A 13,558-nucleotide genomic window follows, 5' to 3' on the forward strand; every position below is an offset into this window, starting at 1 on the left:
GTCCGGCAACGGCCTAGCCTATCTCAGGCCCAGCGCGGCGTTGATCCCATTGGTGAACAGCAGGTCCATCACCCAGACGATCACGGTGAGGGCCACCACGAAGATCAGCACGGCCTGGGTGCCTTCGAGCACCTGCTGGCGGCTGGGCCACGAGACCTTGCCCAATTCCGCGCGGGCGTCCTTGAAATACTGCGCAATGTTCATGACCTTCTCCTGCGGGCGGCTGGCGCGGGGCGCAGAACGCCCGGAGACGCGCGCGGAGCCGGGCGAGGCCGACCTCCACGCGCGCCTCAGGGTGGGGTTAGACCTTCTTCTCGCGGAAGACCACGTGCTTCTTGGCGACGGGGTCGTACTTGCGCAGTTCCATCTTGGCCTGCGTGTTGCGGCGGTTCTTGGTCGTGGTGTAGTAGAAGCCCGTGCCGGCACTGCTTTCCATCTTCACGATGATGCGGGGTCCGTCCTTAGCCATGGTGTTACTCCTTTCGCAGCCGGCCCCTCCGGGGAGAAACCCGCGCTGCTCCCAGCGCCCGCCTGGGCGGGTTCTTTTCGCTGGTAAAAACCCGCCTTCTGGCGGGCAACATTCCGAGTATAGGCATTCGCGCCCCGCCTGTCCAGCCGTCCCGTCTCAGCTGACTGTCCTGGGCGGCTCTCCGCCGGGCAGACCGGTAGGAAAGCCGTCGATGCTCGCGCTGTTCTTGAGCTGCCGGTAAGCACCGAGTTCTTCGGGGGTCCTGCGCTCTGCCCAGGCATTTAATTCGCCGCGCTGCTCCCGGTACTCCAGCCGGGGCACCGCCATCCCGCAGGAAGTCTGCACGAGGTCGAGGTCGAGCACGAAGACCTGACGCGCGCCGGACAGGGCGGGAAAGAGGTCTGCCCACTGTGCCCGGTCGGGCGCGTCCGGCTGGACCATCCGGGCCTGTCCGTAGAGGCGCAGGATAAGGGGCGGGCCTTCGAAGGCGCAGAACATCAAGGTCATGCGCGGCGGCGGAAGGATATGGGCGGCCGTCTCGTTCCCACTGCCCGTCACGTTGAGCCAGGCGACCCGGCCCGGTCCCAGCACCCGGAGGCTGTCGAGACCTTTGGGTGAGAGGTTGACCCAGCCGTCGGCAGCGGCCGTACCGACGAAGTACATCGGCTGCCGAACGATGAACGCCTCAAGGGCGGGAGTGAGCGCCGGAAGCTATTTGGCCATGACCCGTGCTGCCACGTACCGGGACGAAGACAAAAAAAAGCTCCCCGCAGGGAGCTTCCGGTCGCCGCCGGAGCGGCGGAAAGAACTTACTCCAGGACCTTGGAGACGACGCCGGCGCCGACGGTGCGGCCACCTTCGCGGATGGCGAAGCGCAGGCCTTCTTCCATGGCGATGGGCTTGATCAGCTCGACGACGAAGGTCACGTTGTCGCCGGGCATCACCATTTCCACGCCTTCGGCCAGTTCCACGATGCCGGTCACGTCCGTCGTGCGGAAGTAGAACTGCGGGCGGTACCCGCCGAAGAACGCGCTGTGACGGCCGCCTTCGTCCTTCGAGAGCACGTAGACGCTGGCCTCGAACTTGGTGTGGGGCTTGATGCTGCCGGGCTTGGCCAGCACCTGGCCACGCTCGACGTCGTCACGCGCCACGCCGCGCAGCAGGACACCGACGTTGTCGCCGGCCATGCCGCTGTCGAGCAGCTTGCGGTGCATTTCGATACCGGTGACGGTGGTCTTCTTGGTGTCGCGCAGGCCGACGATTTCGACTTCGTCCTGCACCTTGACGGTGCCGCGTTCCACGCGGCCCGTGGCGACGGTGCCGCGGCCGGTGATGGTGAACACGTCTTCGACGGGCATCAGGAAGGTCTTGTCGGTGGCGCGCTCGGGGGTGGGGATGTAGCTGTCGACGGCGTCGAGCAGTTCCCAGATGCGGTCGACCCACTGGTTTTCGCCGCGGGCGGTCTTGGGGTTGGCCTGAAGGGCCTCGAGGGCCTGCAGGGCGCTGCCCTTGACGACGGGGAGGTCGTCACCGGGGAACTCGTACTTGCTCAGGAGTTCGCGCACTTCCATTTCGACGAGCTCGAGGAGCTCTTCGTCATCGACCATGTCGACCTTGTTCATGAACACGACGACGTAGGGCACGCCGACCTGACGGGCGAGCAGGATGTGCTCGCGGGTCTGGGGCATGGGGCCGTCGGCGCTGGACACGACGAGGATGGCGCCGTCCATCTGGGCCGCGCCGGTGATCATGTTCTTGACGTAGTCGGCGTGACCGGGGCAGTCCACGTGGGAGTAGTGGCGGGTGGGGGTGTTGTACTCAACGTGCGCGGTGTTGATGGTGATGCCGCGGGCCTTTTCTTCGGGGGCCTTGTCGATCTGGTCGTAGGCGAGCTTTTCGACGGTGGGGTCGGAAGCGGCGGCGGTGAAGGTGATGGCGGCCGTCAGGGTGGTCTTGCCGTGGTCGACGTGCCCGATGGTGCCCACGTTCACGTGCGGCTTCGTGCGCTCAAACGTTCCTTTTGCCATGAGTGTGTCCTCCTGAGATGGGGGTTGTCCTGCGAAAGGACAAGCCTTGCGAGTCTATCAGACTTTGGGCTGGCCCGGCCAGTCACCGGCAGATAGACGGACGCGGCCAGCTTTGGGCTGGCCGCGCACGGATGGAGCTTCTGGTCGGGATTGAACCGACGACCTCTCCCTTACCAAGGGAGTGCTCTACCACTGAGCTACAGAAGCTTGGTGAAAAGCGGGAAACGAGACTCGAACTCGCGACATTCAGCTTGGGAAGCTGACGCTCTACCAACTGAGCTATTCCCGCGTGATCGTGGTGGGCAGGGGCGGATTCGAACCGCCGTACACTTACGTGAACAGATTTACAGTCTGTCGCCTTTAACCACTCGGCCACCTACCCGCATTGTCTCGGCCGTGCACAGCATACAACTTGCGCCGTATGTCCTGGAGCCACCCAGGAGAATCGAACTCCCAACCTTCCGATTACAAGTCGGGTGCTCTACCAGTTGAGCTAGGGTGGCACCTGCTTAGGAGAAGCTGGGGCAGAAACGCGTCCTGCACCTGTTTCGGAGGCTTCGCGGCTTCCCGCTGACTTCCGGCTGTGAATAGTAGCACCGGCCCCTAAACGTGTCAACAACTCCCGGAAGTGATCCCTGAAGGTCGCCGGACCTGTCCCCTGCGCCCGGAGTCTTTAGCTGTCCTCCATCTCCAGCCGTGGGGGCGCAATGTGCGCCATTCGGCGTATTTGCCCCCCAGCCAGGAGGCGTATGCTGGCCCCCTTGCGGAAAGCCTTTTTCCTGCTTTCTGCCGCCATTTCCCGCTCTCCCGCTGCCGCTTTCGCAGCCCTCTTTCGGTGAGGTTTCCCTTGGACAGTCTGCGTACCCTCTGGCCGTACCTGAAGATGCACCGCCGCCAGTACGTCATCGGTCTCGTGGCGGTCGTGATCGCCAACAGCCTGAACCTGCTGCCGTGGTATTTCATCCGCCTGACCATCGACGGCCTGACCGGCCAGCTCGACACCGACGCCGCGACCCCCGGCATCACCCTGGCCCAGACGGGCTGGTACGCCCTGGGGATCGTGGCGGCGGCGACGCTGGCGGGCGGCTTCATGCTCCTGATGCGCCGTATGATCGTGGTGGCCTCGCGCCAGACCGAGTACGAGGTGCGGCGCGACATCTTCGCCCACCTCCAGACCCTCGACAAGCCGTACTACGACCGCGCGCACACGGGCGACCTGATGAACCGCCTGACCGGCGACCTCAGCGCCGTGCGCGAAATGCTGGGCTTCGGCGCGTGGCAGATCGTGAACATCGTGTCGGGTTTCGTCACGTCCTTCGCCGTGATGTTCGGGCTGAGCTGGCAGCTCTCCTTGATCGTGATGGCGGTCCTGCCGGTCATCGTGGGCGTGCTGGCCTACATGGCGCGGCTGATCAACGAACGGCACAAGCTCGCGCAGGAGCAGAATTCGCTGATCGCCGGCAAGGCGCAGGAGAACTTCAGCGGGGCGCGCGTGGTCAAGGGCTACGCGATAGAAGACCGCGAGATCGCCGACTACCGCGCCCTGAACCTCGAACTGCTGCGGCGCAACATCGCCCTCATCAAGGTGGACGGGCCGCTGCGCTCGTTCACCAACCTGCTGCTGGGCATCGCCTTCGGGCTGATCCTGCTCGTGGGCGGCCGGCTGATCCTGACGCCGGACTCGGACTTCACGGTGGGCAAGTTCGTGCAGTTCGTGGGTTACGTCAACCGCCTCGCCTTCCCGATGATGATGGTCGGCTGGATCACCGGGGTCACGCAGCGCGGCCTGGCCTCGTGGTTGCGCCTGCGGGAGCTGCTCGACGCCCGGCCGCTCGTGCAGGACGAGCGCGGACGCACCGACCCCCTGCTGCGCGACGTGAGCGGCGAGGTGAGTTTCGACCACGTGACGCTGCGTTACGGCAACCAGACGGTGCTGGAGGACGTGACGCTGGACGTGCCCGCCGGGACCTTCCTGGGCATCACCGGGCCGACCGGCAGCGGCAAGACGGTGCTCGCGCAGCTCATCACCCGCAGCATGGACCCGACCTCGGGCACGGTGAAGATGGACGGCCACGACCTGCGCACCATCCCGCTGACCACCCTGCGCGGCGCGGTGAGCGTGGTGCCGCAGGAGCCCTTCCTGTTCAGCGACACCATCGCCAACAACATCGGTTTCGGGCTGAACAACGCCGACCTGCCGGTGGTGCCGACCCGCGTGAGCGTGGTGGGTCTGCCGCCGATGCCCGAGGTGCCGCAGAACCCCGACCCGGCGCGGGTCCGCGAGGCGGCGCGCCTGGCGGGTCTGGACGGCGATATCGAGGGCTTTCCGGCCGGCTACGACACCATGCTGGGCGAGCGCGGCGTGACCCTGTCGGGTGGGCAGCGCCAGCGCACCGCGATTGCCCGCGCGGTCGTGCGCGAGCCGCGCATCCTGATCCTGGACGACAGCCTCTCGGCGGTGGATACCGAGACCGAGCGCCGCATTCTCGATGGACTGCGTGAGGTGAGCCGGGGCCGCACCGTGATCCTGATCGCCCACCGCATCAGCACCCTGCGCCACGCCGACCACATCGTGGTGCTGGAGGCGGGCCGCGTGACCGAGCAGGGCAGCCACGACGCCCTGGTCGCCCAGAAGGGTCACTACGCCGAGCTGGAACGCCTGCAACGCCTCGCCAGCGACCTCGACCGCGAGGACGACGCGGTGGCCGACATCGACGCGGCCGCCGACCGCCTGGAGGGCGTGCCGGTGCCGGAACGCGCCGGGCATCAGGCCCAGCCGAGCCCGCTCCAGACCCAGAAGGTGATGAAATGACCCGCCCCGACCAGGACGCCTACGCCAAGGGCTTCGACGCCCACCTGACCCGCCGCGTGCTGGGGTACCTGCGGCCCTACCGCTGGCTGGCGGTGGGCGGGGTGCTGCTGGCCCTGTTGATGGCCGCCGTGCAGCCCCTGCCCACGCTGCTCCAGCGCTACGCCATCGACCATTACCTCGTGCCCTTCGTGGGCGGGCGGGGCGACACGGCGGCGGCCCTCCAGGGCCTGACCTACATCGTGATCGGGTACGTGCTGCTTCAAGTGCTGGAATTCGCGCTGAACTACGCCTCGACGCTGGCCGTGGGCTACCTGGGCCAGAACGTGCTGCGCGACATCCGCGCCGATGTGTTCACCAAGCTCCAGCGCCTGCAGCTCTCGTACTTCGACCAGAACCCGGTGGGCCGCCTGATCACCCGCGTGACGAGCGACGTGGACGCCATCAACCAGTTCATCACGGGCGGGCTGATCACGCTGATCACGAGCACCTTCCTGATCCTGGTGTTCATGGGCGTGATGCTCAGCGTGAACTGGCGTCTGGCGCTCATCTCGTTCACGGTGCTGCCGGTGCTGTTCATCGCCACCAACTACTTCCGGGGCAAGCTGCGCGACGCCTTCCGCAACACGCGCACGCAGCAGGCCATCGTGAACACCAAGCTCAACGAGAACATCACCGGGATGCTGACGGTGCAGCTGTTCGGGCGCGAGCGCCGCAGCATGCTGGACTTCGACACGAGCAACCGCGCCCTGCTGCGCGCCAACGAGAACAGCGTGACGTGGTTCTCGCTGTTCCAGCCGGTCGTGGCGATCCTGGGGCAGGTCGCCATCGCCCTGGTGCTGTACTTCAGCGCGCGTCAGCTCCTGGGCGAGGGCGTGGTCGGCACCGGCGCGGCGGCGGTGGTCACGGTGGGTACCCTGTTCGCCTTCGTGCAGTGGACCCAGCAGCTGTTCCAGCCCATTCAGGACCTCGCGGACGTGTTCAACAACCTTCAGGCGGCGATGGCGTCGAGCGAGCGCATCTTCGGGGTGCTGGACACCGAGGTCGAGATCAGCGACAAGCCCGGCGCCCAGCCCATCCGCAACTTCGAGGGCCGGGTGGACTTCGACGGCGTGTGGTTCGCCTACGACGGCAAGGTGCAGGCGCAGACGCCCGATACCGACGACCGCTGGATTCTGCGCGGCTTCGACCTGCACATCCAGCCTGGCGAGAGCGTGGCCCTGGTGGGCGCGACCGGCGCGGGCAAGACCAGCGTGACGGCGCTGGTGAGCCGCTTCTACGACGTGCAGCGCGGCGCGGTGCGGGTGGACGGCACCGACGTGCGCGACCTCGCCCAGGACGACCTGCGCCGGCACGTGGGCGTGGTCTTGCAGGACGTGTTCCTGTTCGCGGGCACCATCGAGAGCAACCTGACCCTGAACAATGCCGACATCCCGCACGAGCGCGTGGTCGAGGCCTGCAAGTACGTGGGCGTCCACGACTACATCCTCTCGCTGGAGCAGGGCTACCAGACCGAGGTGCGCGAGCGCGGCGCGACCCTCTCGACGGGGCAAAAGCAGCTGCTGGCCTTCGCCCGCGCCCTCATCCAGAACCCGGACATCCTGCTCGTGCTCGACGAGGCGACCGCCAACGTGGACACCGAAACCGAGCTGCGCATCCAGGACGCGCTGCAAAAGGTCATGCGCGGGCGCACGAGCATCATCATCGCCCACCGTCTCTCGACCATCGAGGGCTGTGACCGCATCGTGGTGATGCGCAAGGGCCGCATCGTCGAGCAGGGCAGCCACGCCGAGCTGCTCGCCAAGGGCGGCTACTACTCGCGCCTGCACCGCCTTCAGTACGCGCAGGGAGACGCGGCGGACTGAGCCGGGGAAGTGGGCAGGCATGCAGGAGGGGGCTGGGCGCCGAGGGGTTCCGGCCCTCCCGGCCCCGAGACCAGAGAGAAGGCCCGCCAGTGTTCCCGGCGGGCCTTCTCTCTGGCGGGTGCCGGGGAGGTTTCTCTTTCCCAGTACCCACGCCCTACTTCATTTCTTCGGCTCGTCCGCCACCTGACCCACGATGCCGGGGGCGACCCAGCTCATGTTGTTCAGGTCGCCCACGCTCATGACCTTGCCGGCGGGCACGCGGGCCACGCCGTTGCGGTCCTTGATGGGGCCGGTGAAGGGGTCGAACTTGCCGCCCTTCTCCATGTCGGCCTTGAGGGCCATGACGCGGTCGTAGACGCTGACCTGCTTGCCGTTCACGGTCATCTTGGCGGCCTTGAGGGCCGGAACCCACTTGGGATTGATCGCCATGCCGTCCTGGGTGCCCAGCTCCACGCCGCCGCCGCGCATCAGGTTCCAGTAGTCCACGTTCTGGAGGTTCTTGGCGGTGTAGGTGCCGGTGTGGACCTTGGTCAGGAAGTCGATGTAGATCTTGTCCCAGTGGACGAGCTGGCCGCTGACCACGTAGTCGGGGGCGAACTTGTACATGGGCGAGTAGTGCGCGAAGGAGGGAATCTTGCGCGCGGCGGCCGTCTGGACCACGCTCGCGGTGTCCTCGGTGAAGGCCAGGGCGTCGGCACCCTCGCCGATCAGGGCCTCGGCGGCCTCGCGGGCCTTGTTCGGGTCCACCCAGGCGTTGATCCACTTGACGTTCACGGTGGCCTTGGGGTTCACGGCGCGCGCGCCGAGCGCGAAGGCGCTCATGTGGCGCTTGACCTCGGGCACCGGGAAGGCGCCCACGTAGCCCAGCTTGCCGGTCTTGCTGATCGCGGCGGCCATCATGCCGTTGAGGTAGTAGAGCTGGTAGAAGTCGGCCATGTAGGTCGCCATGTTGGGCGCGCGCTTGAACCCGCTGGCGTGCGCGAAGATCACGTTGGGGTACTTCTTGGCGGCCTCCAGCGTCTGGTCCATGAAGCCGAAGGAGGTCGTGAAGATGACCTGGCAGTTGTCCTTGACGAGGCGGTCGATGACCGGAGTCGCCTGACCCTCGGGCACGCTCTCGACGTACTTGGTCTCCAGCCAGGGCAGCGCCTTCTCGGCGTTCTTGCGGGCCACGTCGTGCGCGTAGCTCCAGCCGATGTCGCCCACTGGCCCGACGTAGATGAAGCAGGCCTTGAGCTTGCCGCCCGCCGTGCCCTGCGCCTGCGCGGCGGGGCTGACAGCGGTGCTCAGGAGCACCAGCGAGAGGGACATCGTGTTCATCAGCAGTTTGTTCATGGCGTCTCCAGGGTCGGAAAGATGAGTTCTGGATCAAGTCTAGCTTTATTTCTGCCCAGCTGTCCGGCGGAATCTGGACAATCGGCACGAAATTCCGGGGGTTGCAGCTGTCAACCTCCGATTCCGTGCCTGCTGTCACTCAGCGTTCGCCGCGCAGGTAGGGCAGGCCCAGGGCGGCGGGGGCGTCGCCCTGCTGCCCCCGGCGCCCCGCGATGGCGAGCACCACGAGCACGAGCACGAAGGGCATGGCGCTGAAGACCTCCGGCGGCACGGGGCTGTTGCCCTGGAGCCGGAACTGGAGGTAATACAGCACCCCGAAAAACAGCGAGCCCCACACCGCGCGCAGCGGCCGCCAGCCCACGAAGATCACCAGCGCGACCGCGATCCAGCCCAGGCCCGCCGTCATGTTGTCGGCCCAGGAGGCCCGGTACGACAGCGCCAGGAAGGCCCCGGCCAGCCCCGAGAGCGCGCCCCCGGCCAGCACGGCCAGCACGCGCACCGCGCCCACGTTCACGCCCAGCACGTCGGCCGCCGCCGGATTCTCGCCCACCGAGCGCAGGGTCAGGCCCGGCCGGGTCGAGTTCAGGAAGAAGGCCAGGGCGCCGGCCAGCAGCAGCGCCGCGACCGTGAACGGGCTGATCGTCAGGCCGCCCAGCGTCCAGTCGGGCACCTTGTTGAACAGCGGCATGCCCTCGAAGCGCTTGCCGAGCAGGCCCGCCGCCCCGGTGCCGATGAGGGCCAGCGCCAGCCCGCTGACGAACTGGTTGGCGCGCAGGGTGACGGTGGCGAAGGCGTGCAGCGCCGAGAGGGCCGCCCCCGCCAGCATCGCCGCGCCCACCGCCAGCCACAGGTTCGCGTCGGGCGAGGCCGAGGCGACCGCGAAGGCGGCCAGCGCCCCGACCGCCATCATGCCCTCGACGCCGAGGTTCACGATGCCCGCGCGCTCGTTGACCACCGCGCCCAGGCAGGCGAGCAGCAGCGGCGTACCCACGGCCAGTGCCCGCACCAGGGCCTCGAGAAAGACGTTATCCATGCACGACCTCCGGAAAGAAAAAGCCCCTCACGCCCGGCTCCACTGCACGCGGTGGCGCACGAAGACCTCCGAGGCGATCAGGCACAGCAGGATGACGCCCGAGAACACGTCCACCACCCGGAAGGGCATGTTCAGGTCGATCTTGAGGAGGTCGCCCCCCGCCAGGATGACGGCCATCACCGGCGCGGTGATCAGGCACAGGGCCGGGTTGCCGCGCGCCAGCCACGCCACGATGACGGCCGTGAAGCCGTAGCCCAGGCTGATCTGGCCCGCTTCGAGCAGGCGGTGGTGGATGCCCGCCACCTCGCCCGCGCCCGCCAGCCCCGCCAGCCCACCGGTGAGCAGGGCGACGATGGTCACGACCCGCGCCGCGCTCAGGCCCGCGTAGCGCGCCGCGCCGGGGTTCTCGCCGACCACCCGCAGCGCGTAGCCGAAAGTGGAGCGCGACAGCAGCCATTGCAGCCCCAGCGCCAGCACCACGCCCAGCAGCAGCGTGGGCCAGTGGACCTGCGTGCCGCCCAGCACCGGCAGGTTGGCGGCCTCGGGGAAGGTGTCGGTGTAGATGTAGCCGCGCACGTCCTTGCCCTTCCAGGGCCCGGCGATCAGGTAGGTCACGACCGCCACGGCGACGTAGTTGAGCATCAGGGTCGAGAGGATCTCGTTGACGTTCAGGCGGCGCAGCCACGCGGCCAGGAGCGCCCACAGCCCGCCGCCGACAAAGCCCATCACGAACACGGCCGGCAGCAGCAGCGGCCCCGGCAGCGGCACGAACAAGGCCGTGCCCGCCGCGAACACGGCCCCCAGCAGCAGCTGTCCCTCGGCCCCGATATTGAAGAACTGCGCCCGGAAGGCCAGCGACAGCCCCGCCCCGACCAGCAGCAGCGGAATGGTGCGCCGCCCGACCTCGGCCAGCCCGGTGGGGTCCGCCAGCGTGCCGCGCAGCATGGTGCTGTACACCTCGGCGGGCGAGACGCCGTAGAACACGAAGACCAGCGCGCACAGCGCCAGCGCCACGGCGACCGACGCCAGCGTGACCAGTGCCGCGCGGGCCGGCGGGGGAGAGGCAAGCGGAACGAACCTCACGCCGCACCCCCCGCCACGCCCTCACCCTGCGCCGCGCCCGGCAGGCTGTGCGGGTGCGCGCCGCCCATCAGGAGGCCCAGCGACTCACGCGTGACCTCGGCCACCGGGAAGGGCCCCTGCAACGTGCCGCCGACCATCACCGCCACGCGGTCGGACAGGCTGAGCAACTCGTCGAGGTCCTCGCTGACGAGCAGCACGCCCGCGCCCGAAGCGGTGCGCTCCAGCAGCGCGCGGTGGACCTGGTCGGTTGCGCCGATGTCCAGCCCGTAGGTCGGATGCACGGCCAGGATCAGCTTGGGCGACCCGGCCAGCTCGCGCGCCAGGATCAGTTTCTGGATGTTGCCGCCGCTCAGCAGCCGGCTCTGGGTGTGGATGCCGGGGGTGGCGACGTTGTAGGCCTCGACATCGCGGCGCGCCGCCGCGTCCACCGCGCCGAGGTCGCGGGCCAGCCCGCGTGCCAGGGGAGCGCGGTCGTAGGCGCGCAGGGCGAGATTGTCGGCCACCGTCATGCTCGGCACCGTGCCGCTGTGGATGCGGTCCTCGGGGATGTGCGCCACGCCCCGCCGGAAGCGCTCGTCGGCACCGCCCGTCAGCGGTTGGCCGTCGAGCACCGCCTCGCCGGTCGCCGGGTGCAGGCCCGCGAGTACCTCGACGAGTTCGCTCTGGCCGTTGCCCGCGATGCCCGCCACGCCCAGCACCTCGCCCCGGCGCAGCTCGAAACTCACGCCGCGCAGGGCGGGCAGGCCGCGCGAGCCGTCGGCGCGCAGGTCACGCACGCTGAGCAGGGCGTCCGTCTCGCCGGGCGCCGCGCCGCGTTTGCGGGCGAAGTCCACGCTGCGGCCCACCATCAGCTCCGCGAGGCTCTCGCGGGTGGCCCCGGCCGTGGGCACGCCGCCCACCACCTTGCCCCGGCGCAGCACGGTCACGCGGTCGGCGACCGCCAGCACCTCGCCGAGTTTGTGCGAGATGAAGATGAGGCTGCGGCCGTCGGCCTTCAGTTCCCGCATCACCCGGAACAGCCCCTCGGCCTCCTGCGGGGTCAGGACCGAGGTCGGCTCGTCGAGGATCAGCACCCGTGCCCCGCCCAGCAGCGCCCGCACGATCTCCACGCGCTGCTTCTCGCCGGGCGAGAGGTCGGCCACGCGCGCGCCGGGGTCCACCTCCAGCCCGTAGCGCGCCGACAGCTCGCGGATGCGCCCCGCCACGCCCCGCGCCGGAAAGAGGCCCGTCCCCCCGCCCAGCGCGAGGTTCTCGGCGACGCTGTGGCGCGCCACGAGCAGCGGGTGCTGCGGCACCAGCCCGATGCCCAGTTTGCGGGCCTGCGCCGGGCTGCCGATGCGGACGGGCCGCCCCGCCAGCTCGACCGCGCCCTCGTCGGGCTGATACAGGCCGTACAGGATCGAGATCAGGGTGCTCTTGCCCGCGCCGTTTTCGCCCAGCAGGGCCAGGACCTCGCCCGCGTGGACGATCAGGTCCACCGCGTCGTTGGCGACCACGCCCGGAAAACGTTTGGTGATGCTGCGCAGACGCAGGGCGGGGGGCGGTGCTCCTGGGGGGGGGAGGTGAGGGTCGTTCACCTGCGTATGTTGCCAGGAAAGCGCGCCCGAAGGTTAAGCTCACCTAAATGTCACCGAATCCGCCCGGCGCAGCCCCTGGCGGCTGACCGTTCCATGACATGGAAGTGACGCCGGGCTGACAGAGCGCCCCCATTCTGTCAGCCATGAAGAAGAGCTTCCTCCTGGGCCTGGCCCTGGTGTCGACCGTCAGCACCGCCGCCGCACAAACCAGCCTGACCGGCGCGGGCGCGAGCTTCCCCTACCCGCTGTACAGCAAGATGTTCGCCGAGTACAAGAACGCCCAGGGCGTCAGCGTGAACTACCAGTCGGTGGGCAGCGGCGCGGGCCAGAAGCAGATCACCGAACGCACCGTGGACTTCGCGGGCAGCGACAACCCCATGAGCGACGACGCCATGAAGGCCGCGCCCGCCAAGCTGCTGCACGTGCCCACCGCCATCGGCGCCGTGGTGCCCGCCTACAACCTGCCCGGCGTGACCGCCGCCCTGAAGTTCGACGGCGCGACCCTGGCGAACATCTACCTCGGCAAGATCAAGACCTGGAACGACGCCGCCATCGCCAAGCTCAACCCCGGCGTGACCATTCCTCCCCTGCCCATCACGGTGGCGCGCCGCAGCGACGGCTCGGGCACGACCTACGTGTTCTCGGACTACCTGAGCAAGGTCAGCAGCGAGTGGAAGACCAAGGTCGGCGTGGGCAACAGCCTGTCGTGGCCGGTCGGCACCGGCGCCAAGGGCAACGACGGCGTGGCGGGCGTGGTCAAGAGCACCCCCGGCGCCATCGGCTACGTCGAACTGGTATACGCCAAGCAGAACAAGCTGACCTTCGGCAGCGTCAAGAACCGCGCCGGCAAGTTCGTGGTGGCCGACAACGGCCCCGCCGCCCTGGCCGCCAACGGCGTGGTCATCCCCGCCGACACCCGCGTCAGCCTGACCAACAGCGCCAACGCCGACGCCTACCCCATCGCCAGCTTCACCTACGTCATCTTCTACCAGGACCAGAAGTACGGCACGCGGACCGAGGCCCAGGCCGAAGCCCTCCAGAAGCTGCTGACCTGGATGGTCACCTCGGGCCAGCAGTACAACGAGCCCCTGGACTACGCCAAGCTGCCCTCGGCCGTCGCCAACAAGGCCAAGAGCATCATCAACACGATGACCTACGGCGGCAAGAAGCTCTGAGTCTCCGGATCAGGGGGACGTTCCCCCTGACGCCGGGCAGGGCCAGCAGGCCGGGCGAAGGCGCCGAAGTGCCCCTGACCCCGCCTGTCCGCACACCAATACCGAACGTCCACTGGGCGGCCTCCGAGGTGGGGCCGCCCGTTTTCCTGCCGCCGCATCTGCCCCGGCTGACCGTGTGCTGACGT

General features: G+C 68.4%; 11 protein-coding genes and 4 tRNA genes. 3 read left to right on the plus strand and 12 right to left on the minus strand.

What is annotated here, in order from left to right:
* Window positions 1-18: 18 nt before the first annotated feature.
* The 8 genes from secE to DGO_RS05830 all read right to left on the minus strand — a co-directional run bounded on the left by secE (window position 19) and on the right by DGO_RS05830 (window position 2,999).
* Window positions 19-204: a preprotein translocase subunit SecE gene (gene secE, locus DGO_RS05795; RefSeq protein ID WP_014684552.1), complete on the minus strand. Its 186-nt coding sequence runs from the start codon at window positions 202-204 to the stop codon at window positions 19-21.
* Window positions 205-301: 97 nt separating this feature from the next.
* Complete coding sequence (gene rpmG, locus DGO_RS05800) at window positions 302-469, minus strand: 50S ribosomal protein L33 (RefSeq protein ID WP_014684553.1); 168 nt, start codon at window positions 467-469, stop codon at window positions 302-304.
* Between the two features lie 156 nt (window positions 470-625).
* Window positions 626-1,132 carry a pyridoxamine 5'-phosphate oxidase family protein gene (locus DGO_RS05805; RefSeq protein WP_264371038.1) on the minus strand — a complete coding sequence of 169 codons (507 nt, stop codon included), beginning with the start codon at window positions 1,130-1,132 and terminating at the stop codon, window positions 626-628.
* Between the two features lie 146 nt (window positions 1,133-1,278).
* The gene (gene tuf, locus DGO_RS05810; protein ID WP_014685999.1) at window positions 1,279-2,496 is read right to left on the minus strand and encodes an elongation factor Tu; all 1,218 of its coding nucleotides are present in this window, start codon (window positions 2,494-2,496) and stop codon (window positions 1,279-1,281) included.
* Window positions 2,497-2,628: 132 nt separating this feature from the next.
* Window positions 2,629-2,703 (minus strand) — tRNA-Thr (locus DGO_RS05815).
* 9 nt (window positions 2,704-2,712) lie between these two features.
* Window positions 2,713-2,785 (minus strand) — tRNA-Gly (locus DGO_RS05820).
* A gap of 7 nt (window positions 2,786-2,792) precedes the next feature.
* Window positions 2,793-2,878, minus strand: a tRNA-Tyr gene (locus DGO_RS05825).
* Window positions 2,879-2,923: 45 nt separating this feature from the next.
* Window positions 2,924-2,999, minus strand: a tRNA-Thr gene (locus DGO_RS05830).
* A 380-nt stretch (window positions 3,000-3,379) separates the two neighbouring features.
* Here DGO_RS05830 and DGO_RS05835 point away from each other — a divergent pair.
* Both DGO_RS05835 and DGO_RS05840 read left to right on the plus strand, forming a co-directional pair.
* Window positions 3,380-5,308 (plus strand): ABC transporter ATP-binding protein, encoded by a 1,929-nt coding sequence (locus DGO_RS05835; protein WP_050920698.1) that lies wholly within the window; start codon window positions 3,380-3,382, stop codon window positions 5,306-5,308.
* Window positions 5,305-7,170 (plus strand): ABC transporter ATP-binding protein, encoded by a 1,866-nt coding sequence (locus DGO_RS05840; protein WP_014684556.1) that lies wholly within the window; start codon window positions 5,305-5,307, stop codon window positions 7,168-7,170. The genes DGO_RS05835 and DGO_RS05840 overlap by 4 nt, the downstream gene beginning before the upstream one ends.
* A 159-nt stretch (window positions 7,171-7,329) precedes the next feature.
* Here the strand turns inward: DGO_RS05840 and DGO_RS05845 are convergent, their stop codons facing one another.
* From DGO_RS05845 to DGO_RS05860, 4 genes are all read right to left on the minus strand, one after another.
* Window positions 7,330-8,505: a BMP family ABC transporter substrate-binding protein gene (locus DGO_RS05845; protein WP_014684557.1), complete on the minus strand. Its 1,176-nt coding sequence runs from the start codon at window positions 8,503-8,505 to the stop codon at window positions 7,330-7,332.
* A 139-nt stretch (window positions 8,506-8,644) separates the two neighbouring features.
* Window positions 8,645-9,538 (minus strand): ABC transporter permease, encoded by an 894-nt coding sequence (locus DGO_RS05850; protein ID WP_014684558.1) that lies wholly within the window; start codon window positions 9,536-9,538, stop codon window positions 8,645-8,647.
* A 27-nt stretch (window positions 9,539-9,565) separates the two neighbouring features.
* Window positions 9,566-10,621 carry an ABC transporter permease gene (locus DGO_RS05855; RefSeq protein ID WP_043801264.1) on the minus strand — a complete coding sequence of 352 codons (1,056 nt, stop codon included), beginning with the start codon at window positions 10,619-10,621 and terminating at the stop codon, window positions 9,566-9,568.
* Window positions 10,618-12,198, minus strand: coding sequence for an ABC transporter ATP-binding protein (locus DGO_RS05860; protein WP_145975259.1), 1,581 nt, complete (start codon window positions 12,196-12,198; stop codon window positions 10,618-10,620). Before DGO_RS05860 ends, DGO_RS05855 begins: the two co-directional genes overlap by 4 nt.
* Window positions 12,199-12,341: 143 nt before the next feature.
* On the opposite strand from DGO_RS05860, the gene pstS reads away from it, so the two are divergent.
* Window positions 12,342-13,373, plus strand: coding sequence for a phosphate ABC transporter substrate-binding protein PstS (gene pstS / locus DGO_RS05865; RefSeq protein ID WP_014684561.1), 1,032 nt, complete (start codon window positions 12,342-12,344; stop codon window positions 13,371-13,373).
* Window positions 13,374-13,558 lie beyond the last annotated feature (185 nt).

It is taken from the genome of Deinococcus gobiensis I-0 (genome assembly GCF_000252445.1).
GTDB classification, from domain to species: Bacteria; Deinococcota; Deinococci; order Deinococcales; family Deinococcaceae; genus Deinococcus; species Deinococcus gobiensis.

Bases quoted from the DNA above. Each gene is read 5' to 3' on its own strand.
- secE (WP_014684552.1), bottom strand. From the start codon at position 204: ATGAACATTGCGCAGTATTTCAAGGACGCCCGCGCGGAATTGGGCAAG.
- rpmG (WP_014684553.1), bottom strand. From the start codon at position 469: ATGGCTAAGGACGGACCCCGCATCATCGTGAAGATGGAAAGCAGTGCC.
- DGO_RS05805 (WP_264371038.1), bottom strand. From the start codon at position 1,132: ATGTACTTCGTCGGTACGGCCGCTGCCGACGGCTGGGTCAACCTCTCA.
- tuf (WP_014685999.1), bottom strand. From the start codon at position 2,496: ATGGCAAAAGGAACGTTTGAGCGCACGAAGCCGCACGTGAACGTGGGC.
- DGO_RS05835 (WP_050920698.1), top strand. From the start codon at position 3,380: ATGCACCGCCGCCAGTACGTCATCGGTCTCGTGGCGGTCGTGATCGCC.
- DGO_RS05840 (WP_014684556.1), top strand. From the start codon at position 5,305: ATGACCCGCCCCGACCAGGACGCCTACGCCAAGGGCTTCGACGCCCAC.
- DGO_RS05845 (WP_014684557.1), bottom strand. From the start codon at position 8,505: ATGAACAAACTGCTGATGAACACGATGTCCCTCTCGCTGGTGCTCCTG.
- DGO_RS05850 (WP_014684558.1), bottom strand. From the start codon at position 9,538: ATGGATAACGTCTTTCTCGAGGCCCTGGTGCGGGCACTGGCCGTGGGT.
- pstS (WP_014684561.1), top strand. From the start codon at position 12,342: ATGAAGAAGAGCTTCCTCCTGGGCCTGGCCCTGGTGTCGACCGTCAGC.